Origin of the sequence: Rickettsia bellii RML369-C, from assembly GCF_000012385.1 — a bacterium.
GTDB classification, from domain to species: Bacteria; Pseudomonadota; Alphaproteobacteria; order Rickettsiales; family Rickettsiaceae; genus Rickettsia; species Rickettsia bellii.
Window position 1 is genome coordinate 731,553 of sequence record NC_007940.1, and the last position, 26,515, is coordinate 758,067.

Sequence of the window (26,515 nt, forward strand, 5' to 3'; positions counted from 1 at the left end):
GACTATTCCGATATTGATGTCGGAATGGTCAGCACGATCTTTCTTTTATTATCTAATTTGGCTAGATCTTTTTAGCTGGGTTTTTGTTAAAGATTGTTGTGGTAAAATATTGTTGCCCTCTCTTGAGTTTATACTAATCATTTTTACTGGAATTGCTTTTGCAATTGCTAAAGCTTTTTGTAATACTTCATTAGTTATAGCTTCTTGGTTTAGTTTTCTAGGTATATGGTTAAATCCGACATTATCTTTTTGCTGATTTTCTAAGGCTTTCTTTAGATTTTCTTCATGGCTAGAGCCAACATTAGCAATTACATTATATCCTTTACTACGAATTTCACTAATAACGCTTGTCATATATTGTTCTCGGTTTTCATTTTGTAGTTCAGAAGCCTTACCATGCTCTAGGTTTTTTCCCTCTAGGCTTATAACCTTAACACCATGTTCTTTAGCTGTTTTATATAAAATTGCATCTTGGAGTATGGGAGTATTTTCTAGCTCTTTAGGTAATGTTATAGGATTATTAGGATTCTTTTCATTATGTTCTAATATACTTGCTAATTTTATTACATCTTTCATGCTCAGATTATCACCGTATTGCTTACGCTCAATCGCTATAACAGTGTTTTTATCAATTACTCCTTTTTGAATTTCATCAATTAATGTTTGGGTATTATCTTTGTGATCTGTTAAATGATTTTTCTCACCTCTTACTTCTACTTTACCGGCTTCTGCTGACTTTTGAGCATCTATTGCTTTTATATTGATGTTTGCCGTAATTACTGCTTCTCTGTCAAGCTTGTTTAACAGTTCTTGGTTACTATTTTCAGCAGCTAAACGCTCGGTTAAATCATATTTATTATTACCATCAAGTTCTGTTTGTAATAAATTAACAAGGTGTTTTTTCTCAGCTTGAGTAAGATTACTATCAGAATCAAAAGAAAATGGAATGTGAGGTGAAGACGAAGGAGAAAGTTCATCAATTTGTGCTGCACTAGGTGAAATTGGACCTTTTGTATGGGGTACTTCACTTTCATAACCTAAATCTTCTTCTTCATCTTTAGAAGTAGTGATTTTATTAGCATTGTTGTTTTTATTTGAGCTTTGTAAATATTTGATTGGATCAAAATCCAGTATTTGTTGAGTACTAGCATCAGGTCCTGGAAAAAACATTTCCTCATTATCTTGTTGAGGTGAATTATATGGACTTAATTCAGGTGAAATTTTTAAATTTTGTGTTTGTGTCTTACTCTGATTATCTAATAATGGTGATCCAATATCATTATCTAAACTTTGATCTAGTAAATCGCTAGTTCTAGGTTTTTTATTTGTTGTATCGTTATTATTAACATCTATATCAACATTTTTTCTCTTATTTTCAGAAATTGTAAGTTTACTTTGTAAATTCTCAATTTCTTGGTCTTTAATTTGAAGTTTAGCATTGAGTTCTGCTAACTTTTTCTCGAGTTCTTCATACTCTGCTGTAGTAGGTGCTTTAGGAATAAGCGAGGAAGTGGGATTTTTTGCTTTTTTAGTTAGGTTATTTCTTTTTAGATTATCTTCCGGTTCACTTGCAGAATTATATGCGTATTGCATGGCAAATTTTGGTTTCTCATGAAAAGGTGCGGTTGGATCTTCTTTTTGTATTAATTCTACTTTTGCACCATTCACTTTTAATTTATTTTCTGCTATATGTCTTACTATACCGTAAAGTGCTGTATTTGCCTCTTCTGGCTTTAGTGATTTATAAATTTCATATGCATCCTTACCAAGAAAAGCTTCTAATTTGACTTCATCATCTTTTATGGTATTTACTATAGACCATTCAAATCCTTCCCCATGTCCTCCTCTAGTAGGATCAATATTAACTTTATGTTCTTTACCATCACTTCCCTTAATTCTAAATTTGATTTGTTTATTGCTACATCACAACTCGTACAACAGAGTTTAGATAATCCTATATATATATTTTCATTTAATTTGTTATTAGGATCACGGCTTCTTTTTCTTAAATAATCGACAATTCGCATTTCAGCGTGTCCTTTATTATCTAATGGACCATCATATACTAATGTATAAGACGGATCTTTTTCAAATTCTTTAATAATTGCTGCATTGAACTTTCTTTTCTCAGGAGTATCAGGAGTTAAGGCATCTTCTAATTTCATTAAATCTTGTTTAGCTCTAAAAGCCGCTGCAATTGCCGAGTTATCTTTTATATTATCCCGTATCTGCTTAAGATCTTCTTCATCCCCGTTATAAATATATTTAAATATATCTGTTTGATCGCTATTATTTTCATAATAATGCTGTGCAGCTCTAAGAAATAATTTTTCTCTTTTTCCAGCAAGGTTATGTTTCTCAGCAAATTCATCTTGTTTTTCCAGAGGCAAATTCGTATATTCAGCATAGGTTTTTAGATAGTTAAAAACTTCTTTCGTGTGGTCTAAAGTTGCCTTAATTGTTTGGGTATTGAACTCTTACTTTTGTAATTTAGTTCATTAAAAGCTACTAAAATTTCTTCACCATCATAACATACTGCAGCACATTGGCTATTAAGTGTAATTAACCTACTTAAAGAATCAAAACGACGATTTTGCCAGTTTGTATCATCAGCTTTATTTTCTTTTCTAGTTGTTGTGTTAACATGACTCTCAAAAGCTTTAGTAAATTTTTGTAATTTCTCACTGTTATCGATTTCTTTTTGAACTTCTGATAATTTGATCCCTTCCTTGTAAACTTCCACGCAAGCTTTAAGTTTCTCAGGAACTTGTAAGCTTTTTGTTACAGCAGCAAAAGCAGCTAATTTGTCTAAACTCTCCTCTAAAGCAGCTTTATTATTTTTATGCTTATCATTGTAATGATCTATAAGACGAATTATGGTATTTCTATTTAGTGGATTATTTTTGGTAAAATTTGAACTATCTTTGATATGCTCTGAATCCGCTATAATCTCCTCGGAAGTTTTTTTATCTAAAAAATCCTCGATGAGAATTTTTTCCGAATCACTTAGAATTATTTTTTGTGGCATATAAGTAATATTTTTTAATTGCTTGAATTTTTAAGCGAGGAAACTGTATACCTTTGATACTTCAAAAGTTGGAAGTCAAATAAGAGGTGAGCCTGCACAGCGTACAGAAGTACGTGAGCACAGGCGAATCCCGAAATTTGACGTACCAAATCTTGAAGTATCAAAGGTATACTTAACTAGGAGTTTAAACTAGGTGAATATTTATTAATAAAAATAAATTGAATAGATACTTAAAAATTAAATCAAAAATACAAATTTGTAAATATTAATCTAAATAAAAAGTAATGTTATTTAATAAATCGTAACTTTTAAGTTACTGAATATTAAATATGCTAGGAAGTGTGGTATAAGAATTAATAATTTTAGTTTTATAGTAAGTATTGTTGCCTAAATAATAAAAAAATATCCTTATTCATTGCTTTAATGAATTTTATTTATATATAATTGAATTAACTATAAATCATAAACTACAAATATGAAAAATATTTTTTGTAAATTTACATTTACCATTTTGTTATATTTAATAAATTTTCAGGTGATTGCAGCAAGTTTTAATGAAAAAATACCATTATATTTTAAGCTTGATAATGAAAATTTGCTTGCCGGTCAGAATTCTTTAAATATTAGTTTATGCGATACTAGAATTAAAGATTGGTGTGCCAAGCCACAAAGAAATACAGGAGTTGAGGGACAAAAAATAAATGAGTTTTTAACGATTACCCCTGAAATTAAAGGGGAATGGCGATTTAACTCATGGTATAATATAAGCTTTATACCTGAAAGCAACTTTCTTGCTAATCAAACTTATAAAGTTATTGTTAATACTAAAGATTTCTTCCCAAGTTTTATCGATTTTAAAAGCAATATCATAAACTTCACAACTTTGCCGTTACTTCCTACTATTAAAGGGATGAATTATCTACAAGATAATATCGATATTTCAAAAAGATTTGTTCAAGCCAGAATAATTTTTAATTATCCTATAGACTCTAAAACTCTGGAAGAAAGAATTGAGCTTACAAAAATTTCAACGAAAGAAAAACTACCTTTTTCTATTACTTTCAACCAAAATAAAACTGAAGCTACTGTTATTGCTAATATAGAAGCCCTTACTGATAAGGAAGATATAGTATCTATTGAGTTAAAAGATGGCGTTAAGCCATTATATGGTGGTGTGGATTTCGCTCATAAAAATGTTGATTTACAAAATAATAAACCATCAAATAGCATAAAATATTCTTATAAAGAGCAGGTATTAATTCCTAGCTTATCATCATATTCAAAAGTGACTAATGTTATTGCTACAATTGTCAAAGATGAAAAATTAAAGCCTCAGCAGGTAATTGTAATTAATACAAACACACCTATTTTAGGTGAAGAACTCAAAAAACATTTAGAGCTGTTTTTACTACCAAAAGATAAGCCAGCTTTTTTAGGAGTAACAAATAAAAAAGATTATAGATGGCAAAGCCCAAAAGAAATAACCGATGATATTCTTAAATCTAGTGAGAAAGTAAATTTTGAGCTGCTACCATCTGTGCCCGAAGTTAGTACCATGCATAGTTTCAAGGTCAATACTATTTCTGCAAGATCTCTACTTGTTAAGGTAAATAGCGGGATTAAGGCATCAGGAGGTTTGATGCTTGGTAGCGATTATGCTCAAATAGTGCAAATACCTGAAAATCTTAGAGAAGTTAAATTAATGTCTGACGGCTCTATTCTCTCATTATCAGGTGAAAAAGTACTGCCTGTTTATTCTCTTGGGATAGATAAATTATATTTAGAGATCGATAAAATTAATCAACAAGAAATAAATCACTTAATTAGTCAGACAAATAGATATAATAGTTTTGGAAACCCAACTTTCATAAATGAATATTCTTTCAATGAATATAATATTTCAGAGGTGTTTCAAGAAGAGGTAATAATTAACTCTGAAAATTTAAATCTACCTTATTATACTGATTTAGATTTTAGTAAATATTTTAATCTAGAAGCTAAAGACAGTTATTCTAAAGGTTTATTTTTGACAAAAGTTTTTGCTAAAGATAATCAAGGTAATATAATTTCTCAAGATAAAAGGTTAATTCTAGTAACTGATCTTGGTCTAATAGTGAAAACCGATAAAGATGGAACACATAATATATTCGTTTCATATATTAGTAATGGTAAACCAGCAAGCGGTGTTAAAGTTGATATTATAGGTCTTAACGGTGAGGTAATAGAAAGTCAAGAGACAGATAGCAACGGGCATGCCGTTTTATCTAACGTTAAAGATTCTAGTAAAGAAAAAACGCCTGTAGCTTACATATTAACCACAAGCGATGATTTCTCATTTATGCCTTATGGAAGAGTGGATCGCCAAGTTAATTATTCTCGTTTTGACGTATCAGGAGTAGTTAGTTCCGATCAAGGACTAAAGGCTTATCTATTTTCTGATCGTGGAATTTATAGACCAGGAGAACATGGACATATAGGTATTATCCTAAAGCAAAATGATTGGCAAGGAAAATTTGATGGGCTACCTCTAGCTGTAGAGGTAACTAATCCTCGTGGGCAGATAATAGATAAAGGTAAGATAACATTAAATCCAGACGGATTTACCGAATATTTATTTAATACATATGACGAGTCTTTAAGTGGTACATATAATGTAAGTCTATATTTAGTAAGCGATAAGGGGGATAATAGTTATCTCAATAGTATAAGTTTAAGAGTTGAAGATTTTCAGCCTGATCGTATGAAAATAAACATAAACTTCAATAACTTAAAGGATGAATTATGGACAAATCCTAAAAACCTTAAAGCAAATGTTAATCTTATAAATCTTTATGGTACGCCGGCAGAAAATAGAAAAGTTAGCGGCTATATCGATATTAGACCAACACAATTCTTTGTGCCTGCTTTTAAAGATTATAAATTTTACAGCAGTAAAGAAAATAAAGAATTTTTTAGCGAACGCTTAGGCGATATTACTACCGATTCTAAAGGGGATGCTAGTTTTGCACTGAATCTTGAAAAATATTATAATGCTACTTTTAATTTGACACTTTCAGTAGATGGATTTGAGCCTGATTCAGGAAGAAGTGTAAATGCAAATAAATCAATCATAGTTTCACCGCTAGATTATATAATAGGCTTCAAAAGCGATAGTGATTTAAAATATCTCAAAAGAGGAACTACTCCAAAAATAGAGTTCATTGCTATATCAAATAAAGCAGATAAAGTAGCAGTTCCTGACTTGAGTCTTACTTTAAAGAAAATTAATCATGTAAATAATTTAGTGGCTGATGGTGGGGGTAATTATTCCTATAAATCAGTTCCTATTGAGACGAATATATCTTCTGATAAAATCGATATTACAGTAGAAGACGGCTTTGTTTATAATATACCTACTAAAGAAGCAGGCGATTACGTTATTTATTTAACAGATAAAGATGGAACTATATTCGCTCAAAGTGAGTTTTCGGTAATAGGTGAGGGCAATGTTACGGCTAACCTAACTGAAAAGGCTAATTTAACAGTTAAGCTTGATCAAGATTCTTATGAAGCTGGTGATACGATTCTTTTAAATATTATTACTCCTTATACAGGATACGGGTTAATTACTATTGAAACTGATAAGATGCATAATTTTACTTGGTTTAAAACGGATGAAAATAACACTATTCAGGAAATCAAAATACCTAATGAATTTGAAGGCAAAGGATATGTAAACGTACAATTCGTTAGGGATCTAGACGCTAAAGAAATCTTTATGTCGCCATTTAGTTATGCAGTAGTACCTTTCACCTCTGATGTACATAAACATAATCAAGAAATTGAACTAGCACTTCCTACAAAGATAAAATCAGGTGAGAAACTAACTATTAATTATAGCACCACAAACCCAGGTAAAATTGTAATATTTGCTATTGATGAGGGAATATTATCATTTGCTGGTTATCAAACACCTGATCCGCTTAATTATTTCATAGGTAATAGAGCCCTTGAGGTAACTACATCACAAATTATGGATTTAATATTGCCAGAAAGCTCATTTTTAATGAAAGCTATGGCAGCACCTGCAGGTGATTATGCTATGGATATTAGCAGAAACCTTAACCCATTTAAAAGAAAAGATCAGCCCCCTGTAGTATTCTGGTCAGGAATTTTAGATGCAGCTCCTGATAAAAGAGAAATTACATTTAATATTCCAAGCTACTTTAACGGCACTTTAAGAGTTATGGCAGTATCAGCAAGTCTTGAAGCTGCTGGAGCTTTCAAATCTGATGTTTTAGTACAATCAGATATTATTATTACTCCAAACTTACCTTTATTTGTAGCTCCAGATGATGAGTTCACAGTACCGGTAACAATATTTAATAATTTAAAAGATTCAGGAAATGCTCAAGTTTTTGTAAATATTGAGACAAGTAACGGGCTTAAAATCCTAGAATATCCTAATGAAATACAGATTGATGAAAATAAAGAAGCTACTATTAATGTTAAATTAAAAGCAACAGATAAGCTTGGTTCGGCTGACTTCAAGGTTACAGCTTCTATAAATCACCTTAAACCTGATATTATCTCTTTGGCTGTAGTACATAGCTCTGAAATTACCGCAACAACTAGTGTACGTCCGCCTATGCCTAATGTTACAACAGTTGATACTGGCTTTGCAGCTGGTAATAACATTACTCTAAAAATCGCAAGAGATTTATATCCGGAATTTGCTAAATTACAAATTTCTGCTTCTAAATCACCGCTTGCTATTATTTCTGGTTTTAGAGATTTCTTAAATAATTATCCTTATGGCTGCACTGAGCAATTAATAAGCCAAAATTTTGCTAATGTTTTACTATATGATCAGCAAAATCTAGTTACCATACTCCAAACAGATCGTAAGAAAATGGATGAGTCATTATCTAAAGCTTTTCAAATGCTATCAGAACGTCAAAATTATGATGGTGGGTTTAAATATTGGAATAATGTTAGTGATAGTTCTGATCCATTCATTTCTGTTTATGCTATGCATTTTTTAACCGAAGCAGCTAGTAAATATTTAGCCGTTCCTAGCGATACATTCAATCAAGGTATATATTATTTAGAAAATATGGCAAATAGGTCTATTAGTTCCTTAAATGAAGCTAGAGAAAAAGCATATGCAGTCTATATTTTAACTAGAAATAATGTGATTACCACAAGCTATATCGCAAATATTTTAAAATATTTAGAAGAATATCAACAAGATAAATGGCATAATGATTTAACCGCCGTTTATTTAGCTGCTAGCTATAAAATGCTACAAATGAATGAAGAAGCAGATAAATTATTAGATAAGTTTACGTTAGATAAATCTACAATATTAAAAACAGATTATCTATATTATAGTCCGCTAATAAAATATAGTGAGTATTTATATCTGATCTCTTTACATTTCCCTGAAAGACTAAAAAGCTTTGATCAGAAAGTTGTAGAGGATATAGCAAATTTTGCTAAAGATAATTACAGCACTCTATCAGCAAGCTACGCAATTATGGCAAGTATTACCTATGCTAATAAAATAAATAACGCAGATGAAAATACTATTAAAGTAAATTATTCTAACCAAGAAGTTGTTTTAGAAAATAACAAAATAATGCAAGCTAATTTCCTAATAAATGAAGCTAAAGAAGTTAATTTAACTTCAACAAATAATGGCTTTTTCTATCAGCTTTTAACTTCAGGATATGATAAAATTTTAAAAGAAAATAAAGAGATTGTAAAAGGTATAGAGATAACTAAAAAATATCTGGATGAGAATAATAAAGAAATAAATAAAGTAAAATTAGGTGATAATGTCACAGTAAAAATTACTATGCGTTCTAATAGTACTAATGCCTTAAATAATATGGTGATCCTTGATTTATTACCAGCAGGCTTTGAGCTTTTACCAGATAATAATATAAATATTTTAGAACTTGATAAACAGGCAATGATTTGGAGACCGATATATACAAATCGTCGCAATGATAGAATAATGATTTTTGGCACTATTCCTAACCATGAAATGACTTATCAATATAAAATTAAAGCCGTCAATAAAGGAATATTTACACTTCCTGCTATTTATAGTGAATCTATGTATGACCCTAATACTTACTATAGAGGAGTTATAGGTAGTATTATTATAGAATAATTAAATTATTAATTATTCTATATCTAATCATAATAAATATCCCCACATAAATTATTAATAATTGCTAATAATTACCATCTAAGGTTATTAAAAATAATTAACCTGCATCCTTGACTTTTTTCAATAATTACCATATTTTATGGTAATTATCATATTTAGTGATAACAATTGAATTAAAATAGAGAATTAAAAATGCTGGTTACATTTGAGAATATAGAACAAATTTATAAATTACTAACTACTACTGATTTAAGTACTTTAACAATAAGTACAGAAAACCTTAAAATTTTATTAGCATATAACCAGTTATTAGATGATACAGAATATAATGAAGAAAACCGAAAGCAACTAAAGAAATTACTACAAGATAATTTCAATGAAATAAACTTAAGTAAAGTAGCTGAAACAATAAATGACCACAGAGCCAAATTCACAGGTAATATAGATGAACACTTGCACGAAGCAAGGTTAGATTGCATTAATTATTTACTCCCTAAAATATATGAATTGTCTGAAGCCCCTGAAATAAAAGCAGCATTAAAGGATAGATCTCTACCTTTAGATAATATAGATGAAAAATTATACGAGGAAATACTACCACACATTAATGAGTTACTTCCTAAAATATGTAATTCGCATGAAATATCTCAAATAAAAAAATTATTTAATAAGGAACCTCTACCTTCAAAGGACATAGATCAAAGCTTATACGAGGAAATACTGCCATATACTAAGTTACTTTCTAAAATGTACAATTTAGATGAAGCAGTATTAGCTAAACGACTAGCAACTTATTTTTCAAATATAGAGGAAATTAAAGGATATTTAGAAACAGTAAATTATACAAATTCTGACACTATATTATGGAGTTTTCAAGACGAGCAAAAACCAGATTCTTCTAATAATACTAAACCTACTATTGCTTTAAGTTATAATCCAGAAGTAGGAGGGGGTACAGCAGAGGAAGCCAAAGAACGTATAATGGAACAAGACGGGAATGCTATATATATAGATTATAGAAAGATTGTGCCATTAAATACTAAAACTCAATCTATAGAAAAGATTTTAGAAGCTGGAAAAGCAAAAGAAATGCTTCAGAACGTTGATGGTCTGATAATTCCTGGTAATGAAGTAGCAGTTTATCCTGAATTATTTGATAGTAAAGAAAATTTTGGTGAAACTGATAAAGAACGCTCGATAGCAGAAAGTATATTGATAGATGTTGCTATACAAAAAGGTATACCAATAACAGGAATATGCGGTGGGCATCAACTTATAAATGTATATTTTGGAGGTAAATTAGCTAATGTTGATGAGCTAGATTATTCAAAAGTTAGGATTGATAAAGATTTAGAATTAGCCCGTATTACTAAAAATTCATCTATTGTTGAAGATTTAGAATCAGCCCATCTACCACCTCAAAAATTTTGGGCTTCTCATAAACAAATAGTAAAAAAAATTGGTAATTTAAACTTTATAAATCCAGTTGCAATGATAGAAAATGAAATAGTGGCAACTGAATCAGAGTTTGGAGCCCCAATTAAAACTTTTCAGTTCCATCCAGAAATATTATCTGAACAAAGTGAAATAGAATTAGAACGAAATAAAAAAATATTTAAAATATTTGTTGAGACTTGTAATAATTACCGAAATAAAAAAATAAATTTAGGAGAAATAAAGCAAGACATAGAAATAATTACTGAACCCCAAGATGATAACCATGAAAATGAAATATCAGTTGAAAACCTTAAGGATTTTAGAAATTCTATCAAGGAAATTTCTTCTAAAATTTCTACTAATAAATATTCTACTTTCGAAGAAATAGAAACAAATAATAAACGATTACAGCAAATTATCATCAGTAAAAAAATTAATCGTGATTTAAATGAAAAGGAAATAGCATTAATTAATTTAGGTGTAACTGCTAAACAATTTATAGAGCAAAATGATGATTTAATCTCAACATTATGTAATAATTTCTATGGGCTAAAAAGCTTAGTAGGATTAGGATTTACTTTAGAAAGGTTATTTAGTAAGGATACTGAAGAACAAAAGTTTTTTATTCAATATGGCTATAATGTAAAAACCCTAGTAGAATTAGGGATTTCTTTAGAAACATTACTTAGTAAAGATACTGAAGAACAAAAGTTCTTTATTCAATATGGTAACAATATAAAACTCTTAACAGAGTTAGGAATTTCTTTAGAAACATTACTTAGTAAAGATACTGAAGAGCAAAAATTCTTTATTCAAAACGCCTATAATATAAAATATTTAAAAGAAATAGGGATTTCTATACCTGAATTAGTTGCTATGGAATCAGAACAACAAAAGTTTTTGATTCAGTATACCTCAAATGTTAAATATTCAATCGAAACAAAATTTCCTACATCTGAGCAAAAGTTAATTATAGAAGCTATATTAATAAAAAAATTAGTTTCGTTAAGTGAGTTTCATAACATGGATCTCAATCAACAAAAATCCTTTGTTGAAAATACAGATTTCAAAGGATACGATGCTCCTGTATTAGATCAAGAAATAACTGATATGCCTGTAATAGGCGTATCTTCTGAATTTCCTACAGATCAAGCCTAAAAAATATCAGCTGCTATCGGTTTTTAACTGGTAGTAGCTTCATCTGCCAATTATTTCATCTACTAATATTATAGTTACCAAACATACTATGCCAATTTGTATGTTAATAATAATACTTTAAATAAGTTGCATAAAATCGTTTTTATAGGTATAATTTTCTTTTTTTAATATCTTTATACTATGTCACAAAAATTAGGTTTTTGGGCAGTTTTTGCATTAGTAACCGGTAGCCAGATCGGTACTAGTGTTTTTATACTTCCTTTGAGTTTAGCACCTTACGGTATATATAGCATATGGGGGTGGGTGCTATCGCTATTTGGTGCTATGAGCATTGCACTTGTATTTTCATATCTATGTGCAAAGTTTCCTAAGACAGGGGGTCCGCATGTTTATATCCGTGAAAGCTTTGGCGAAAAAGCCGCCTTTTTTGTTGGCTGGACTTACTGGGTTATATCATTTATTAGCACTAGTATAGTTGTAATCTCTGCTATAGGTTATCTAACTCCTTTCTTCAAATCACAAGCAATATTAGATTTAATATTACAGATAATATTACTAGCTGCCATCATGATTTTAAATTTAAAAGGTCCTGAAGTGGCAGGCAAAGCAGAGTTTTATTTAACATTATTAAAATTCGTACCTTTATTAATAGTGGGAGTATGTGCGTTATCGCATTTTAACATAGATAATATAGCTATTGCTGAGGAAGTAGAGAATTTAAGCGTTCCGGCTATTATGGGTAGGGTAGCACTGCTTACTTTCTGGGGGTTTATCGGGGTAGAGTGTGCAACAACTACGGCAGGCTCGATAAAAAATCCTTCTAAGACTATCCCAAGGGCTATAATGCTCGGAACTTTCTGCATTGCCGTGCTATATCTTATTAATAGTATAGGTATAATGGGTTTAATTCCAGCATCTGATCTTATTATTTCTAAAGCACCTTATACTGATGCCGCAGCTTTATTATTTGGCGGTAAATGGTCTAGTGTGATTTCCGTTATTGCTTCTATTATTTGCATTGGCACGCTTAATGCCTGGGTACTAACTAGTGGGCAGATTGCTTTAGGGCTTGCTGAAGATGGTTTATTACCGAAATTTTTTGCTAAGAAAAATAGTAATAATGCACCGGTATGGGGGATTATTGTAAGTTGCCTTGGTATTGTGCCGTTATTAGTATTTACAGCGAATGATAATTTTGCTGAGCAGATTACCAAAATAATAGATTTCTCGGCAATAGCGTTTTTATTCGTTTACTTAATTTGTAGCTTAGCATTTTTAAAATTAATTCTTAGTTCAAAGAAAAATTTCTCTTATTATTATTTATTGATTGCCATAATATCAATTGTTTTTTGTGCATGGGTTATTTATGAAACACCTATTAAAACATTAATCATAGCTAGTGCTTTTACTATAGCCGGCATTCCTTTATATTTCTTGTGGTATAAAGGTAGAAAATAGCTTTTTGGTGAGGGCAATACCGTGGCTTGTCATATGTCGTATGGCTCTGATGTCATTCCCAGCAACGGCAGAATCCAGTTTTTTTATTGTCATCCCGTGGTGGCATTGTTGCGTAGATCGAAAAACGCCCTAAGGTAGTCATCTAGTTGCTTGTACCTGCGGCATCCAGAAAAACAAACATAAAAGCAGCAAGTTTTTAAAATTAAAAGCTTAGGTATCTCGCTTCATGCTGGATTCCCGCTTTTAGCTAGGAATGACATAACAAGTTAATATTTTAGAGTTTTTTTAATATATTACGTATAGCCTCATCTTCTTTTAATTATTTTTTTAACCTACAGTAAAAATTCTATTGACTTTTATATAAAAAGGTATAAGCTATTTACAATTTAATTTTTTATAAAGAATTTTATGCTAGGCTATGCAAAAGAGCAAAGAAGCTTAACACGTAATCAAAAAGAAGCCATAGGCTTACTATCTATCGGTACATTTCTAGAATATTTTGACCTAATGCTATATGTACATATGGCTGTACTTTTAAATGAATTATTTTGCTGCTGCTTTTTGCTCAACTTATTTACTAAGACCTGTTGGAGCTATAATATTTGGTTGGATAGGAGATAATATTGGTCGTAAAACTACTGTAATTATAACTACAGCTATGATGTCTTTATCTTGCGTTGTAATGGCTACTTTTCCTACTTATGCTCAAATAGGAGTAGCAGTGGCTTGGGTTATTACAATTTGTCGAATTGTACAAGGTATGTCATGCATGGGCGAAATAATTGGTTCTGAACTTTATATAACTGAAATAACTTCACCCCCTATACAATACACAGCAGTAGCTATAATTTCAATTTTTACAGCTTTTGGTAGTTTTGCCGCTTTAGCTATCGCTTATTATTCAACAAAGTATTGTCTCAATTGGCGTATAGCTTTTTGGGGAGGAGCAGTTATTGCTATAGTGGGTGCTGTTGCTAGAACCCACTTGAGAGAAACTCCTGAATTCATTGACGCAAAACGTCAATTAAAAAAGAAGTTAGAGCAAGCCTTAGAAAAAGCTGAAGTTACAAAAAAGCAGTTAGAAAATAGTGCAGTATGGAAAGAAAAAGTTAATAATAGCACTTCATTAGCTGTATTTTTACTACAGTGTGCATGGCCTGTGTGCTTTTATATTATCTATTTTCACTGTGGTAATATTATGAAAAATAATTTTGGTTTTACTAGTGAAGAAATTATCCATCAAAATTTTATAGTTTCAATATTTCAAATATTTAGTTTTATAATATGGACTTATTTAAGTTATCGTATGTTTATCAGCTATAGAATAGAAGTTTAAGACCATAAAGTTTTTAATACTAAAAGGTATATTATCATTAGAAAAAAGACTATTTATAAATAATGATAATTTCTTTACATATTCTTTATTACGCTTTATAAGCGGCTCAATTTGGTCTACATCTTCATACATACGTTTCTCATATGCATATTCCCCACCTACTATTTCTACGTAGTTATCAGCTAAGAAAATTGTACAATTGGTAATAGTATAATTCATTTGTAAAGCCCAAATAATCGCTTCGACTCCAGTGTGTTCTACTAAACTTTCTTCAAGTTCAAAGTGTGTTAAAGTATTATCAGTTCTAAGAATTTTGGCAATTTCTATCACACTTTCATCCCATATATAACTAAGTTTAAATTCAGTTGCACCATTCCTTAAACTAGTTGCTTCATCGATAAAGCCTTTTTCTTCTAGAAATGTTATTAACTGATTCATAAGTTTTTTTCTTATTGGTTCAAGTAAACTAAACTACAGAATATAAATAAGCAATGACTTTATTATAAGGTTTTCTGTTGGACACAATTATTGAAATAATATATATTGTACCAATGTATTGTTACCTAAGGTCTATCATGCCCATTTTAAAAATAATAAAAACACCTAACTCTTTGCTTAGAATAAAATCACTGCCTGTTACTATAATCGATAGTCAAATGAAAGACTTTATGAAATCAATGTTAGAAACTATGTATAATGAAGAAGGTATAGGAATATCAGCAATTCAAGTAGGGAAACCTATAAGAGCTTTAATAGTTGATATACCTAAAGAAGAAAATGATCAAATTAAAAGAGAACCTTTTTTTATAATAAATCCTGAAGTAAATTATTTGTCAGAAGAAAAAGTTATTTTAAATGAAGATTGCCTTTCTATAAGGAAAGAAGATGGGATAGCTTTTATTATAGGAGATGTGGAAAGACCTAAAAATATAAGTATTAGCTATATTGATTTAGAAGGTAATTCAAAAGAATTAACATGTAATGGTAATAATTCAGATTATGATTTGTGGTTTTCAAGATGTTTACAGCATGAGCTTGATCATTTAGATGGTATCTTATTTATAGATAGATTATATAATGCAAAATTTCCTAAAACTGAAATTGAGATATCAGGCAATTTACAAACAGAAAATATTTAAATTTATAATATTTTCAACGATTTTTAAAATCAACTCATCTACTAAAAGTTTTATAAGCAATAAAAAAAGCATCTTTTATGAGAAAACTATCTTTTCCTACAATAAATTCTATTATGCAACAAAATTTACAAGCAGCATAAAATTTAAAGGGTGGAGCAAGCTACTCGCCTTATATCACCGTTTCTTAAACTATTTGCTTGCTGCTTTAATCCTCGGATAGATGATAAGCTTTTTAAAAAGCTCTTAGACTTCATAAATATAACGACAAATGTATATGAAATTTTTAAAGGTTCGACAATTCAGGAAAAAAGAGGATTTTTAAATTTTGTATTTGCGAACCTGCAATTGAAGGGCGGAAAACTTGATTACTCTCTGGCTTTTCCGTTTGATAAAATGCAAAAAATAGAGGGCTGTCCTATGTAGCGGAGAGCGTAGGATGTTATGCGAACCTTTCGAATATAGACTAGCCTAACTCTTAAGCCTTGTTATGTTTTAATTTATAAAAGCTATTAATTTGGAAATATGGCTTATTAACCATATAAATATATGGACATTTAATATAAAACAAAGTATTATTAAATTAATAATTATAGGTTAAAAATGCATTCTTCTTTTGAGTGGGATGAAGAAAAAAATAAAATTAATATCCAAAAGCATAATGTAAACTTTTATGAAGCTCAAAAAGCATTTTTAGATATTAATAGGATAATACTTGAAGACATAGATCATAGTATTATAGAAAAAAGATATTTTTGTTTAGGTAAAATTGAAGATAATATTTTAACAGTCCGTTTTATGTTTCGAAATCATCGTATAAGAATTTTTGGAGCAGGATATTGGCGTAAAGGTAAGAAAATTTATGAGCAAGAAAATAAAATATACTGATGGGGAAATAGGTACAGTAAAAATAGTACAAGATTTTTTGCCTTCCCCTAAAGAGCTATTATTAAAAGATGATTCAGTAAAAATAACTATCTCATTAAGTAAAGAAAGTATAGAATTTTTTAAATCAGAGGCAGCTCATTTGCATGTTCCTTATCAAAAAATGATTAGAGCTTTGCTAGACAAATATACTGAGCATTACAATAAATAGTTAAGTTGGCGGAGAGAGAGGGATTCGAACCCTCGATACGGTATGACCCGTATAACGGTTTAGCAAACCGCCGCCTTCGGCCACTCGGCCATCTCTCCATTTATGCAGAACTATTTTATATCAGCTAATTGAAAGAATTTCCAGAGTTATTTTTTCATTTGTATATTTTTTTAAGCATAAAGGTCTTGTCCTAATAATTTGCAATATTTACTGGCTTCAAAAGGGATTCCATCAGGATAACACCAATTAATAGATATATTATCATATTTGGCTAAACTGTCTATTAATGAATCTATATCCATTTTTTTTATACTAGGTTTAACTTTTTCATAAGCTAATAAGTTTAAAAGCTGTATGATTAGACGTGGAATTAGCTTCAGATCATGCTCATATTTATTTATTATTTTGGTTACAATATTAAATCTTTCTTCAAAAGTAAAAGGGATGCGATCGGAGATTAAAGATTTCACTAAATCTTTATTATTGCAAGCATTCAACAATAAATCAGATTGATTTAAAGTAAGGTTATTATTAAATAAATTTTTGTACAAAATCAAAAACTTTTGATAATTAGGTGCTTTAATTAATGTTTGATGTAATTCAATATAATTTTCAATATTCTTGATACATTGTTCTAAAGTAAGAGAGTTAGGGCATAAAATTAAAGATTTCACTAAATTATTATTATTACTACAAGCTTTGAATAATATAGTTAATTCTTTTTTATCAAAACTTTTAAATGCTTCATGATATAAAATTAAAAATCTATTATAAGCTACTTGTTTTGAATTTATAAAACTATCAAGATTTTTACATTCGTGATTAGTTATTATACCTATATAATTTAATTCTATATCAATTTCACTATCTAAAAAAATTTTTAAATCTTCTTCATCATAAAATCTACTAGCAATATCTAGTATACAATAACTTACCTTACTATGATCAACAACAAAAAATTGATTTATAAAATTTAGTAATTTAATAACTTCGCATAATTTAGAATTAAAAAATAATAAATTATTACCTTTTTCTCTAAGGATTGTTAATTCTTGAGGGCTATAATTTCTAAATAAAACATATGATGTATCTAATTCTTTAATTGGTGGTTGTAAAATTTTTTCAGTTACGTGTTGTTTTAAAAATTTATCATATCTTATTTTGTATTTAAATTTAGGTATATTAATATTTAATTTATCAGATTTTAATATATATAATTTTAATATATCCTTAATAGCTTCTACCCTGTTTGGCTCACAGTATGGTAAATCTAATATGTGAATATTTTGTAACAGAAAATTAACCTCTGCTGAATTCTTAAATAAAGATTTTGATAATTTTATTATATTTTCTTTATTCGGTTGCAGAGGATAATCTTCTATTAAAAAATTATATAAATTAGCAAAAAACCTAATTTGCAGTTTCATAAGCTTGTAGAAATAGTTTCATCTCTTCTACGTTACTTATATTACTCAATTTAAATGGATAGTTGATTTTTCCAAGCATATTTGTTAGCACATTTCCTGCTCCTATTTCTACTATATGGGTGATATTTAGATCGTTAAATAGCTCTAAAGTTTCACGCCATCTAACTCGTCCGCATATTTGTAAAACTAGATTTTGCTTGATTTCTAGAGGTTCTAACACAGGCTTTGCAGTATAATTTTGAATTACTGGTATTAGCGGTTTGGTAATTACGCTATTATCAAGTGCTATTCGCATTTTCTCCTCTGCCGGCTTCATTAAACTACAGTGAAACGGAGCACTTACCTTTAGCTTTATTGCTTTATAGCCTGCTTCTTTAATAAGGTTAATAGCGTGATCAACAGCTTCCACTTTACCGCTAATTACAATCTGTCCTTCGATATTATCATTTGCTATTTCGCATTTGCTTTCTTTAACTATTTTCTCAAGCTTATCGATGGATATACCGATACAAGCAGCCATAGCACCAAAATTAGCAGGGCAGGCTTCTTGCATGGAGCTGCTGCGTGTATGCAGTAATTTCGCTGCCGTCTCAATGCTAATACTTTCAGCAGCACATAGAGCAGAGTATTCACCTAAGGAATGACCAGCAACATAATCACAAAGCTGAACTATATTTTTATTAGTCTCGGCTTTTATGGTATTTATTATCGCCATAGATACAGCCATTAATGCTGGCTGTGCATTAGTAGTTAATGTTAATTCTTCCGAAGTAGAATTAAAAATTATATCAGTAAGTTTTCGGTTTAGTGCTTCATCGATTGTTTGGAATGTTTCTTTTGCGGATTTAAAATTATCGTAAAAATCATTGCCCATGCCAATGGCTTGCGACCCTTGACCTGGAAAGATAAAGGCTGTTTTCATATTTTATATTATTGTTAAGATTGAGTTTATTAATAAATGTTATGAATTTTTTCTGAAATAGTCAAATTATTTTAATACCTTAAGTAAACTTTTTCAATTATTGCGTTAAGCTAAAATTTTACATGATTATTAACTATTAGTAGAAAATATAGTTTGATTATTTTCAGCTTAATTATATAATGAATGCATCATAAGTAAATGGTATTGTTCAATGTCACCCCGTGGCGGTATTATTGCGTGGATTATTTTCCCGTCATTGCGAGGAGCAAAGCTTTGCTGCAATCTTGCGAAACTTCCTGAGATTGCTTCGTCGAAACTTTCAGTTTCTTCTCGCAATGACAACTTTTATTATATACAACAAAACCTCAAATAAATAGGGAGTTAGGTATGAGGTTAAGTAAAGAATTTTTAGACTTTCTAATAAAGCTTCCTAAGGATCATAGAGAATTTAAAGATTATTTTGCAAAGGAAGAAAAAAATATTGAGTTTTTTAAAAATATTAGTGATAAAAATCAGCTAATTGAAGAACTAAAATACTCAGGACATTACAGCCAAATAAAAGAAAGCATTCAAGAAATAGAAGCATATTTATTAGGGCAATATAACTACGGATGTAGTGGAGTGTAAACTGCAATAAAAGTAAAGGTTTTTTAATACATATGATAAAAAGGTTGCGACAAATAGAAGCTAAGGAAAATATTTGCTATTATAGCTTTAAATAAGCTATTAAATTTTTAATTAGTTTAATAAGATATTTAAGTGCAAAAATAAATTAATACGTAGATCTATATGAAGTTACAATCAAAAATTCAATTTTTTCAAGCTGTCCTTAAAAAACCCAAACTAATTAAAAAATTTGGGAAACCTGTAAATAAAGAATATAATAAATATTTTGAGCCGATAAGGGTGGGAATAAATGCATTATTAGGATATTTATGCAACTTAATAAAAGGAAGTTAGTGATTAGGGTAATAGTAATGATTTTATATATAACATACGGATGTATTGGGGTATAAATTTATGATAAATTTAAGGAAATATCAGGTTCATATGAAATTACAAGAGAAATTTAAGTTATTAGAGCCTACAGCTTTCGGTCCATGGCTTGCTGCATTTAAAAAACTTTTTTTGTCGGAAGAATTAGCTCAAGATATAGAACAAATTCAACCGGATGAGCTAAAAGAATATAATACAAAGATTAGCGAGCTTAAAGATGAAAGAACGAAACTTAATTATGAGCTAATACCTACAAATGAAATAAGCAAAGAAATTGCTCAATTAGAAAAAAAAGCAAAAAATGTTCCCTGTAAAGCATTACTTATTTTATCAAACAATGTGATAGAAGTTAATGATAATGTAGTAGCTACCGGCGGGGATGTACGAAGAGTGGATAAATATAAAGCAAATATTAATTTATCATTTAATGAAATTTGTAATAAGCAAATGGAAGATTTTTATAAGCTTATTACACAGCTTCCGGAAGATCGCAAAGAATGGAGTAGTTATCTTCAAAAGCTAGAAAAGGATAAAGGTTATAACCCAGCTGAGGCTGTCAAAAAGGTAGTTGATATAAATAGATTGGTTAAAAAGTTTGAGCAATCTTCAAATAAAGAATATCATAACAATTTCAAATTAGTAGCAGATGGAACAAATAAATTATTAGATTATATTGATCATTTACCTCAAGAAGTACCGCTTACCGGTCAAGAAGAATCGCATATTATAGCACATATGTAATATTTAAATAGGGCTGTAAATTATGTCAGATTTTATAACTGATACGAAATTATACGAAATAGCGATTGCTAATAAACAGCATGTAGAAGATAGACGTGACGAGATAAATAATTACTATATTTCTTTATTTGCGGCTCTTGTTGCATCTATGCCATTTATTGAAAAAATCACTACGAACGTTGCCGAGTGCAATACTAATTATATTACAAAACTTTCACTCATTATTTTAGCATTAATAGGTTTAATACTTGCTGTTACATGGGCATCAAATTTAAAACATACTGTATCTTATTTAAAGAGCCTTGATAAAATAATAATAGATTTGGAGCAGAAATACAATAAGCCGTTTATAACAAATATTGTAAGGGATTTAGAGCGTAGTAAAACCCCGCGAAGAGTCACTAAACATCAGTTAGTTATACCTTACACTTTTATATCAATTTTTTCTTTAATTATCATATATTCAGTAATTCAAATAATTTAGGTTGAAATTAAAATAAATTTTACTACTATATGCATATTAATTAAAACTTATGAGTTAGAATGTTTGGTCAATTAAATATTGTATATCCCTTATTAATAAGCATTTTTCTCTTTCTAGTCGTATTTGTTATTACTAAAATAGTAAAATATGAAAAAACTTTAAAAGAAAAAAATTTAAATATAATTCAGCTTTATCTAGATAAAAAATTTCTTCATAATAACTTAACTAGTAGCTTTAAGGCTCCAAAACCTCAAAATTATGCTGAATCTTTTTTGGAAAATATTAAAATATATTTTAAATTAGATGATATAAGAGTTATTTCACGAAAAGATCTAGCGAAAGATGAAGAGCTAAGATTTTTATTTAAAGATAAACTAGAAAAGCTTGCTACCGAATTTCTATCAGAAGCTAAAAAAGACATAGAAGCACTGCATGAAATATTATGCGATGAAGATGCAAATAGTAAAAAAGAACATAGATTATACGTATATATGCTATCTGACCAAGCCAAAAAGCAAGATACCCAAAATCTTATTTATGTAAAATCTCCTTATAAATTTAGTAAAAATGAGCTTGAAACATTAGATATTTATGTCCATCTTGCCCAATTACTTAATACTAACGCAGAGTAGAGTAGGGGGGTTGTGCTTACCATACAAACATATAGAGAAAATAGAAAAACTAAAAGCAGAAATAGAGGCTTAAGTTACTCTAATTATATGATTACTTTTCATCAATTCTTTTCTTAACTATGTTATAATTCTTCATTAGATAATTAAATTCTGCACCATAAATAAATATCATATTAATAATATAGAAAAATATTAGTGTAACTATTATACTACCAAGAGATCCATACATTAAATTTAGCTGGTTATAGTAAACTATATAAGTTGAAAGTAAGTAACCGCTTATTACCCATAATATTACTGTTAATAAAGCCCCTGGAAATACATCTATAAAGTTTAGTTTTACATTAGGTAGTATATAATATAAAGAGGAGGCTCCTAGAAATAGTAAAACTAAGATTAAAACATATCTTATAAAATTTAAAATATTTTTATATTGTTCTATAGTTTCTAATAATACTGGAATTTTTGTGAAAACTATTGGAATAAACACTAAAAGAAACATAGTGAAAGTAATTAAAATACTAATTACAAGGAATTGTAAAATACTAAGTAATCGTCTTCTTATATAAGGGGGAGGGGACTTAATCTCATATACACGATTTAAAATAGTTCTTAGGCATTCTACAAAGGAAGAAGCGGTCCAAACGCTACCTACAACAGCAAGATTCATTAAACTTTGCGGCGGTACACTTAATAATTCTTTTATTCTTTTTTCGATCGATTCCGTTGCTCGCTCTGGCATACTTTCTAAAAAAATTTGTATAAAATTTTGCCCAAGTTCCGAAGCTCCTAAAAAGCTTGTTAGAGCTAGTAAAAATACTAAAAAAGGAAAAATAGATAAAAGTACCATAAATGACATATATCCGGAATGTTCGACTCCGTCATGCTCTATTGTTTTAAATAATGCAATATAAAGACAATTAAATATTTTTTTCATTAAAATCAATTTCCAAAATTAGTTAAAATGTTACTTGTATAAAGAAATATTTGAAATATTGCAAAGGAAATTAAATTTATCATTGCATTTATTTTATATTTTTCTATAATACCCCAGAACTTTATTTTTTTATTAAGTTACAATCTTATAAAGATTTAAATCTAAAAAAAACACATTTTATTTTATATATAATACTTCTATTACAAATTTAATATAATAATCTAGTATATTAATATATAAATTAAATTTGTCTTTAAATAAGAATATTTTTTATTTTACAATTTAGTTGTATATGATATTGAAATAATTATAAATATATAAAATAACCAAGGAGAAGAGAATGGCTAGAAAAAATGATATAATACAAAAAATCGATAGTTTTATAGGAAAGAAAATCTATTCCTTAAGGCTAGCAAAAGGATTATCTCGTCAACAACTTGCAGAGGTAATTGACGTTACCCATCAGCAATTACAAAAATACGAAAGAGCGATTAATAGAATTTCCGTAGGAAGACTTGTATTAATTGCTGAAGCATTAGATAGAAACATTGATTATTTCTTTGAAGGATTAGAAGAGGCAAATAAGCCACAACCTGTGCATACTCAACATCAACGTATGTGTATTGAAGTTTCAAGAAATTTCATGAAAATTCAAAGTACAGATGAGCAACAGGCTGTTAATAATCTAGTAAAATGTTTAGCTGGAAAAGATAAATTAAAAACCACTACCGCTACCAATAATAATAACGCATAAAAAATAAAAAAAGGATAAGATTGAAAACTCTTATCCTTTTTTTATATTTCATACCCTCAAATTACTTCTACAGAATTCTATTTTATGAGAAAAAAACAGGTAAGGGCAGAGCGGATACAGTATTGCTTCCTAAAATAAATCAAAAATAACGGTGAACAAGCAGCTCTACAATATCAGATTGATTTACCTTAATTACTACAGTATAAAAATAAATATGCATTCGTAGCTCAGCTGGATAGAGTATTGCCCTCCGAAGGCAAAGGTCGTTGGTTCGAATCCAATCGAATGCACCAATAATTTTTTCTCAGCAAAAAATTTCGGTAAGTCCTAAAGCAATCTGCCCACTAGTTAGTACCAAGGCATTAAGCATTTTATTTTATATATAATACTTTTATTATGGTTATTTTCCATAATAATAATTATAGAACAATCGGATTTTGGAATGTTTAAGCTTTATTAATGTTATAATAAGCCTCAAAATGTTACTGATACAGAACCGATTTCTGTATAATGAAAATCTTCACTATTGGCGAATACTTGCATTACCTGAGCTTTAAGTCCATCATCATTAATACATATTTCAGCTATAGAAGTGTCTAAGAATAACTGAGGAAATAAATTTGCTATTTTTTCAATGAGTGTTTCATAAGTTTTACTAAACTTTTTGGCACATTCTAAATTTTGCTTACTTTTATTAGCTGCGATACCTATACAAATTGTTAAAAGGAATATGACTTGTACTATCCCAATTGCCCTCTCCTGCCTTTATATGAATACTATCTAATACTTTTTGACCGATCCGTTGTTCTATCTCAATAAACTTATCATTTTCTTGCACATCTATCAGCAACTTATCTAACCCACCTTGAGTTACTATAGTTTCAAGCTGTTCTTCTAGCGGTGTATTTTCTTGTATTATAGCTTTATGATTTTTATGTAAATACAGCATCAATAATGTAACATCTTGTAATGCTAATTGTACACTATAATTATCTTTATTATACAGCTCTGTAGAAGGGAGTAGTTTATTCTTGATACTACCAACCTTATCTTGAAACCACTCCAAGCGTGCTTGTAGTTTAGTAGGATTTGATTTTTGAGGATGTAATATTGCATCTTCCTTGATTTGCGTGATAGATAATGCTAATTTTACTAATTTCAAATTCATATTATCTAGCAGCTGAAATTTGTCTTGAATAACTAAATTAATACTATTAACTTCGTTATAAAATTCATTGCTTTTTACTGCTTCATAAATGCTTTCTATAATTTCAGCTGTTGTTTCAGCGGTAAAAGCTACTATGCCACCCAACAACGGTATTCCGTGAGCTGCTATTGTTCCTCCAAGTTTTAAAGTTTTTTCTGCTGCTCCTATCAACAGCTTATTAGCAATTGGCTCGTTTTTATATATATTCCCTTTAATTAAATCATTGCTTAATATTTTATAAGCATTAAATAAATTAACCATACTCCAGTAAAAAGTTTTGCAATAAGCTTGCAATTCAGGATTTTGAATTTTCTTTAAATCCTCTCGTGTTTGAAATTCATCTATTAAATCACTATTTTCTAGAATTTTTTTATGGTCTTGAATAATCGTAGTATTTATTTTTAACTGAATCTCAAAATTGGCGGTTTTTTGCTTTAATTTTTTAATCTCTTTCTTTGAATCTTTTTCACCTTTATATAATTTAGCTATTAAATCTTTCAGCTCAATTATCTCATTGCTGAGATTAGCTAGTACATTGCTGTGAGTGCCTACTTGTACTACTAGCCTGGCAGTGATATCTGTATGGGCAATTAATGCATCCGCTAGATCTTTATCTATTTTTTCTTCACCTAGCAGCTTAGTAATTGTAGTTTGTATTGTATCTAATCGTGTTATATCATCTATAGTATTCTGTATATATGTCTCTAATACATAATTACTATCTACAGGCAAATTTTTTAACTTTCTTATATCATCAACAGCAAGACTATTTTCACCTATACTTACAAAAAATTTACTTCGATCTGTTAAATAAATTTTATCTTCAGGTGCTAACTCTACAGATTTATCATAACATCTTCTTGCCTCGGTAATGTATTCATTATTGTCGGTAAGCCTAAACATCTTTACTAGCACACTTGCTTTTTTAAAATATGCACTAGCATCTTCTTCATCCATTTCTATACCAAATTCACTTACTTCTAATTCTTCTTGTAGCTTTTTAAGTTCTTTTTGATTGTTAGACTTCATAAAAACATCCTCTCAAATTAAATTTTTACAATAAATTAATTTCCAAACTTACAACTCCAGCCAATATTAGCTCAGAATCATTATTACTAATTGCTTCCTGTATTAATTCTTGACTAAGTTTGCTACTTAAACTTATAGCTTGATTAAAACCATATAAAGATAGGGGATAATACTAACGTACAAGACGGCAGCGTAATTCATACTTCAAGGTTTAATGGTCCTGTAGAAATAGGCGATAACATAACTATTGGTCATTTATCGCTTATTCACGCTTGTATTATTTGTAATAATGCCTTTATTGGTATGAGTAGCACAATAATGGACTATGCAGTAATAGAAGAATATGCTTTTGTTGCCGCAGGAAGCCTTGTACCTCCTAAAAAAATAATTAAATCTAAAGAATTATGGATGGGTCGCCCTGCAAAATTCGTTAGATATTTAACAGATCAAGAGCTAGAAGAGATGCAAGATAATGTAAAAAATTACGTAGAACTTGCTAATATTTATGCCTCTAATGGATAGTAACTTGAAGAAAGATATATCACTCCTTATTTATTAGAATATGTAACAAAGAAGT

20 protein-coding genes, 2 tRNA genes and 2 pseudogenes are annotated in these 26,515 nt (G+C 29.3%); 15 read left to right on the top strand and 9 right to left on the bottom strand.

Annotated elements, in window-relative coordinates:
• Positions 1-48: 48 nt before the first annotated feature.
• The 3 genes from RBE_RS09195 to RBE_RS03450 all read right to left on the bottom strand — a co-directional run bounded on the left by RBE_RS09195 (position 49) and on the right by RBE_RS03450 (position 3,028).
• A complete protein-coding gene (locus RBE_RS09195) occupies positions 49-1,668 on the bottom strand; it encodes a hypothetical protein (RefSeq protein WP_011477327.1) in 1,620 nt (539 codons plus the stop codon).
• 143 nt (positions 1,669-1,811) lie between these two features.
• Complete coding sequence (locus RBE_RS07545) at positions 1,812-2,390, bottom strand: hypothetical protein (RefSeq protein ID WP_011477328.1); 579 nt, start codon at positions 2,388-2,390, stop codon at positions 1,812-1,814.
• A gap of 53 nt (positions 2,391-2,443) precedes the next feature.
• Entirely contained in the window at positions 2,444-3,028 is a 585-nt protein-coding gene (locus RBE_RS03450; RefSeq protein ID WP_011477329.1) for a hypothetical protein, read from the bottom strand.
• A gap of 46 nt (positions 3,029-3,074) precedes the next feature.
• Between RBE_RS03450 and RBE_RS07910 the strand changes: the two are divergent.
• The 5 genes and pseudogenes from RBE_RS07910 to RBE_RS03470 all read left to right on the top strand — a co-directional run.
• Positions 3,075-3,200: pseudogene (locus tag RBE_RS07910) on the top strand (palindromic element RPE5 domain-containing protein); the annotation flags it as partial.
• Between the two features lie 303 nt (positions 3,201-3,503).
• The gene (locus RBE_RS03455; RefSeq protein ID WP_011477330.1) at positions 3,504-9,188 is read left to right on the top strand and encodes an alpha-2-macroglobulin family protein; all 5,685 of its coding nucleotides are present in this window, start codon (positions 3,504-3,506) and stop codon (positions 9,186-9,188) included.
• A gap of 192 nt (positions 9,189-9,380) precedes the next feature.
• A complete protein-coding gene (locus tag RBE_RS07550; RefSeq protein ID WP_011477331.1) occupies positions 9,381-11,783 on the top strand; it encodes a gamma-glutamyl-gamma-aminobutyrate hydrolase family protein in 2,403 nt (800 codons plus the stop codon).
• Positions 11,784-11,963: 180 nt separating this feature from the next.
• The gene (locus RBE_RS03465) at positions 11,964-13,241 is read left to right on the top strand and encodes an APC family permease (RefSeq protein ID WP_011477332.1); all 1,278 of its coding nucleotides are present in this window, start codon (positions 11,964-11,966) and stop codon (positions 13,239-13,241) included.
• 538 nt (positions 13,242-13,779) lie between these two features.
• The gene (locus tag RBE_RS03470; protein ID WP_011477333.1) at positions 13,780-14,577 is read left to right on the top strand and encodes an MFS transporter; all 798 of its coding nucleotides are present in this window, start codon (positions 13,780-13,782) and stop codon (positions 14,575-14,577) included.
• Here the strand turns inward: RBE_RS03470 and RBE_RS03475 are convergent.
• Positions 14,536-15,015 carry a hypothetical protein gene (locus RBE_RS03475; RefSeq protein WP_011477334.1) on the bottom strand — a complete coding sequence of 160 codons (480 nt, stop codon included), beginning with the start codon at positions 15,013-15,015 and terminating at the stop codon, positions 14,536-14,538. The genes RBE_RS03470 and RBE_RS03475 overlap by 42 nt on opposite strands.
• 137 nt (positions 15,016-15,152) lie before the next feature.
• Between RBE_RS03475 and def the strand changes: the two genes are divergently transcribed.
• The 3 genes from def (at position 15,153) to RBE_RS03495 (ending at position 16,809) form a co-directional block, all read left to right on the top strand.
• On the top strand, positions 15,153-15,716 hold the full coding sequence (gene def, locus RBE_RS03480; RefSeq protein WP_041804661.1) for a peptide deformylase: 564 nt from the start codon (positions 15,153-15,155) through the stop codon (positions 15,714-15,716).
• Between the two features lie 600 nt (positions 15,717-16,316).
• A complete protein-coding gene (locus tag RBE_RS03490; protein ID WP_011477337.1) occupies positions 16,317-16,601 on the top strand; it encodes a BrnT family toxin in 285 nt (94 codons plus the stop codon).
• The gene (locus RBE_RS03495) at positions 16,576-16,809 is read left to right on the top strand and encodes a BrnA antitoxin family protein (RefSeq protein ID WP_012151886.1); all 234 of its coding nucleotides are present in this window, start codon (positions 16,576-16,578) and stop codon (positions 16,807-16,809) included. Before RBE_RS03490 ends, RBE_RS03495 begins: the two co-directional genes overlap by 26 nt.
• A 6-nt stretch (positions 16,810-16,815) precedes the next feature.
• Here RBE_RS03495 and RBE_RS03500 read toward each other — a convergent pair.
• From RBE_RS03500 to fabD, 3 genes are all read right to left on the bottom strand, one after another.
• A tRNA-Ser gene (locus RBE_RS03500) sits at positions 16,816-16,907 on the bottom strand.
• A 72-nt stretch (positions 16,908-16,979) separates the two neighbouring features.
• Positions 16,980-18,236: a hypothetical protein gene (locus tag RBE_RS03505; RefSeq protein ID WP_011477339.1), complete on the bottom strand. Its 1,257-nt coding sequence runs from the start codon at positions 18,234-18,236 to the stop codon at positions 16,980-16,982.
• Positions 18,220-19,158 (bottom strand): ACP S-malonyltransferase, encoded by a 939-nt coding sequence (fabD, locus tag RBE_RS03510; RefSeq protein WP_011477340.1) that lies wholly within the window; start codon positions 19,156-19,158, stop codon positions 18,220-18,222. The genes RBE_RS03505 and fabD overlap by 17 nt, the downstream gene beginning before the upstream one ends.
• Before the next feature lie 387 nt (positions 19,159-19,545).
• Here fabD and RBE_RS03515 point away from each other — a divergent pair, with 387 nt between their 5' ends.
• The 4 genes from RBE_RS03515 (at position 19,546) to RBE_RS08900 (ending at position 22,011) form a co-directional block, all read left to right on the top strand.
• On the top strand, positions 19,546-19,785 hold the full coding sequence (locus tag RBE_RS03515) for a hypothetical protein (RefSeq protein WP_012151883.1): 240 nt from the start codon (positions 19,546-19,548) through the stop codon (positions 19,783-19,785).
• Between the two features lie 393 nt (positions 19,786-20,178).
• Positions 20,179-20,895, top strand: a complete 717-nt coding sequence (locus tag RBE_RS03520; RefSeq protein ID WP_011477341.1) for a hypothetical protein — start codon at positions 20,179-20,181, stop codon at positions 20,893-20,895.
• Positions 20,896-20,917: 22 nt separating this feature from the next.
• Positions 20,918-21,379, top strand: coding sequence for a RipA family octameric membrane protein (locus RBE_RS03525; protein ID WP_011477342.1), 462 nt, complete (start codon positions 20,918-20,920; stop codon positions 21,377-21,379).
• Positions 21,380-21,438: 59 nt separating this feature from the next.
• The gene (locus RBE_RS08900; protein ID WP_011477343.1) at positions 21,439-22,011 is read left to right on the top strand and encodes a hypothetical protein; all 573 of its coding nucleotides are present in this window, start codon (positions 21,439-21,441) and stop codon (positions 22,009-22,011) included.
• 91 nt (positions 22,012-22,102) lie between these two features.
• Here RBE_RS08900 and RBE_RS03535 read toward each other — a convergent pair whose 3' ends face one another.
• Positions 22,103-22,948 (bottom strand): YihY/virulence factor BrkB family protein, encoded by an 846-nt coding sequence (locus RBE_RS03535; protein ID WP_011477344.1) that lies wholly within the window; start codon positions 22,946-22,948, stop codon positions 22,103-22,105.
• Positions 22,949-23,288: 340 nt separating this feature from the next.
• On the opposite strand from RBE_RS03535, the gene RBE_RS03540 reads away from it, so the two are divergent.
• Positions 23,289-23,702: a helix-turn-helix domain-containing protein gene (locus RBE_RS03540; RefSeq protein WP_011477345.1), complete on the top strand. Its 414-nt coding sequence runs from the start codon at positions 23,289-23,291 to the stop codon at positions 23,700-23,702.
• A gap of 216 nt (positions 23,703-23,918) precedes the next feature.
• A tRNA-Arg gene (locus RBE_RS03545) sits at positions 23,919-23,995 on the top strand.
• A 401-nt stretch (positions 23,996-24,396) separates the two neighbouring features.
• Here the strand turns inward: RBE_RS03545 and RBE_RS03550 are convergent.
• A complete protein-coding gene (locus RBE_RS03550; protein ID WP_011477346.1) occupies positions 24,397-25,938 on the bottom strand; it encodes a hypothetical protein in 1,542 nt (513 codons plus the stop codon).
• Positions 25,939-26,091: 153 nt separating this feature from the next.
• On the opposite strand from RBE_RS03550, the pseudogene RBE_RS07915 reads away from it, so the two are divergent.
• Positions 26,092-26,460: pseudogene (locus RBE_RS07915) on the top strand (gamma carbonic anhydrase family protein); the annotation flags it as partial.
• Positions 26,461-26,515 lie beyond the last annotated feature (55 nt).

Bases quoted from the DNA above. Each gene is read 5' to 3' on its own strand.
- RBE_RS03535 (WP_011477344.1), bottom strand. From the start codon at position 22,948: ATGAAAAAAATATTTAATTGTCTTTATATTGCATTATTTAAAACAATA.
- def (WP_041804661.1), top strand. From the start codon at position 15,153: ATGCCCATTTTAAAAATAATAAAAACACCTAACTCTTTGCTTAGAATA.
- RBE_RS03540 (WP_011477345.1), top strand. From the start codon at position 23,289: ATGGCTAGAAAAAATGATATAATACAAAAAATCGATAGTTTTATAGGA.
- RBE_RS03490 (WP_011477337.1), top strand. From the start codon at position 16,317: ATGCATTCTTCTTTTGAGTGGGATGAAGAAAAAAATAAAATTAATATC.
- RBE_RS03525 (WP_011477342.1), top strand. From the start codon at position 20,918: ATGTCAGATTTTATAACTGATACGAAATTATACGAAATAGCGATTGCT.
- RBE_RS07550 (WP_011477331.1), top strand. From the start codon at position 9,381: ATGCTGGTTACATTTGAGAATATAGAACAAATTTATAAATTACTAACT.
- RBE_RS03475 (WP_011477334.1), bottom strand. From the start codon at position 15,015: ATGAATCAGTTAATAACATTTCTAGAAGAAAAAGGCTTTATCGATGAA.
- RBE_RS03470 (WP_011477333.1), top strand. From the start codon at position 13,780: ATGAATTATTTTGCTGCTGCTTTTTGCTCAACTTATTTACTAAGACCT.
- RBE_RS03450 (WP_011477329.1), bottom strand. From the start codon at position 3,028: ATGCCACAAAAAATAATTCTAAGTGATTCGGAAAAAATTCTCATCGAG.
- RBE_RS03515 (WP_012151883.1), top strand. From the start codon at position 19,546: ATGAGGTTAAGTAAAGAATTTTTAGACTTTCTAATAAAGCTTCCTAAG.
- RBE_RS03550 (WP_011477346.1), bottom strand. From the start codon at position 25,938: ATGAAGTCTAACAATCAAAAAGAACTTAAAAAGCTACAAGAAGAATTA.
- RBE_RS03505 (WP_011477339.1), bottom strand. From the start codon at position 18,236: ATGAAACTGCAAATTAGGTTTTTTGCTAATTTATATAATTTTTTAATA.
- RBE_RS03495 (WP_012151886.1), top strand. From the start codon at position 16,576: ATGAGCAAGAAAATAAAATATACTGATGGGGAAATAGGTACAGTAAAA.
- RBE_RS08900 (WP_011477343.1), top strand. From the start codon at position 21,439: ATGTTTGGTCAATTAAATATTGTATATCCCTTATTAATAAGCATTTTT.
- RBE_RS03465 (WP_011477332.1), top strand. From the start codon at position 11,964: ATGTCACAAAAATTAGGTTTTTGGGCAGTTTTTGCATTAGTAACCGGT.
- fabD (WP_011477340.1), bottom strand. From the start codon at position 19,158: ATGAAAACAGCCTTTATCTTTCCAGGTCAAGGGTCGCAAGCCATTGGC.
- RBE_RS03455 (WP_011477330.1), top strand. From the start codon at position 3,504: ATGAAAAATATTTTTTGTAAATTTACATTTACCATTTTGTTATATTTA.
- RBE_RS03520 (WP_011477341.1), top strand. From the start codon at position 20,179: ATGATAAATTTAAGGAAATATCAGGTTCATATGAAATTACAAGAGAAA.